Below are 1,353 nucleotides of genomic sequence, written 5' to 3'. Positions count from 1 at the left end.
TTTTTTTCCATAAAAAATATAAGTTTCTGGATGATAACCTGCATTTTCTAAGGCATACATAAATTTTCTAACCGGAGTATCCATTAATTGAGTATAATCCTGCCAGTTTTTATCACTAATTATTTTTTTCTTATCGAGAATATCAGATTCATATAACCGCCACCAAGCCTCTTTTTGAAGATAAATTTCACTGAATGGGTCTTTGCTTTTAGGCAAAAATAGATCGTTGTCATGATAATGCCTTTTTATTGTTAACCAAGGTGAACGGTACTTTGGATGTGGTAATAACTGCAGTGCAGCAGGCGCTCTGGCTAAAACTGGCATTAATTCTTTTCCGGTTGCGCCAAGGACATGACCCGCAGTTCCCATAAAACCTTCACCTTCTGCGCCCACTTTCATTCTACGGTAGGCCGCAGGTGAGCCCAAGTCAGGAATAACACCATGAACAATACCCAATATTTTATTGTTCATCCCTAAAACTTGAGATGCATAACGCGCAACCAGTCCTCCCATAGAGTGAGTTACAATAATCACTTTTTCTTGAGCAAGACCATATCCATGCTTTTTTTTATACAATCGTAAAACATCATCAATATACGTTTTAAGTGATTCAGCTGACGTTTTATTATCTTGTAACCAGTTATAACCAAACACATGAACTGGAAATAAAAAACGCTTAAAATGATTGAGTTCTTCAGGCGTTAATACTTGCTCATCCTCTTTTTCATGTGTATTAAATTTTTTATTAACCAGTTTGCTCAAAGAGCCTTCATGTTTAAGTGCTATATCTATTTTTTTCATTGTTTCAGGGTCGTTAAATCGATAAGTTTCCTCATAATTAACAAGCTCTGTTTGCCAATCATCAAGTAAAGCAGCTTGGAAAACATTCAAAAAACGTCCATAACTAAATCCAAGCGCAGCGCCCCAATTACGACTTTTTCGGCTAGGAAACAAGCAACCATCATCAGAAAAAGGTGTTAAAATTTTCTTTTCAATATCACCTCTATTATCTACTCGTGTGTAATCTGGGTGAAGTGATTGCTGCCGTTGGTGTCCCCCTTTAGAGTGCCATTCCCAATAAACACTAGCTAAAGAATCTCCTCGCCAAATTTCTTTTTTATTGGTGTTTGTGGACATCAGGTTCGTTCCCATAATCCCCGGAATAAAAATCACCGGAATGACTTTAGTTGGCGGTACGATACATTTTGCTTCGGCATTGAGGGATTTATGCTGACGTTGGATATCAACCCAACTGCATTTTCCATTTTCATCCCATTGAGGTAAATGATATGAGGTGTGCTGGCACTCACCAATTTTTGCTTCGTTATCTGATTTGTCGACCATATAAATTCC

1 protein-coding gene is annotated in these 1,353 nt (G+C 37.5%); it reads right to left on the bottom strand.

Features of this window, described 5'->3' with window-relative positions; translation table 11 throughout:
* Window positions 1-1,137: esterase/lipase family protein (locus PROVRUST_RS18780; protein WP_248696657.1), on the bottom strand; the 1,137-nt coding region annotated here is incomplete at its 3' end.
* Window positions 1,138-1,353 lie beyond the last annotated feature (216 nt).

Source organism: Providencia rustigianii DSM 4541 (assembly GCF_000156395.1).
GTDB lineage: Bacteria > Pseudomonadota > Gammaproteobacteria > Enterobacterales > Enterobacteriaceae > Providencia > Providencia rustigianii.
The sequence above is the reverse complement of the archived record's forward strand: the minus strand, read 5'-3'. Positions and strand labels throughout refer to the sequence as shown.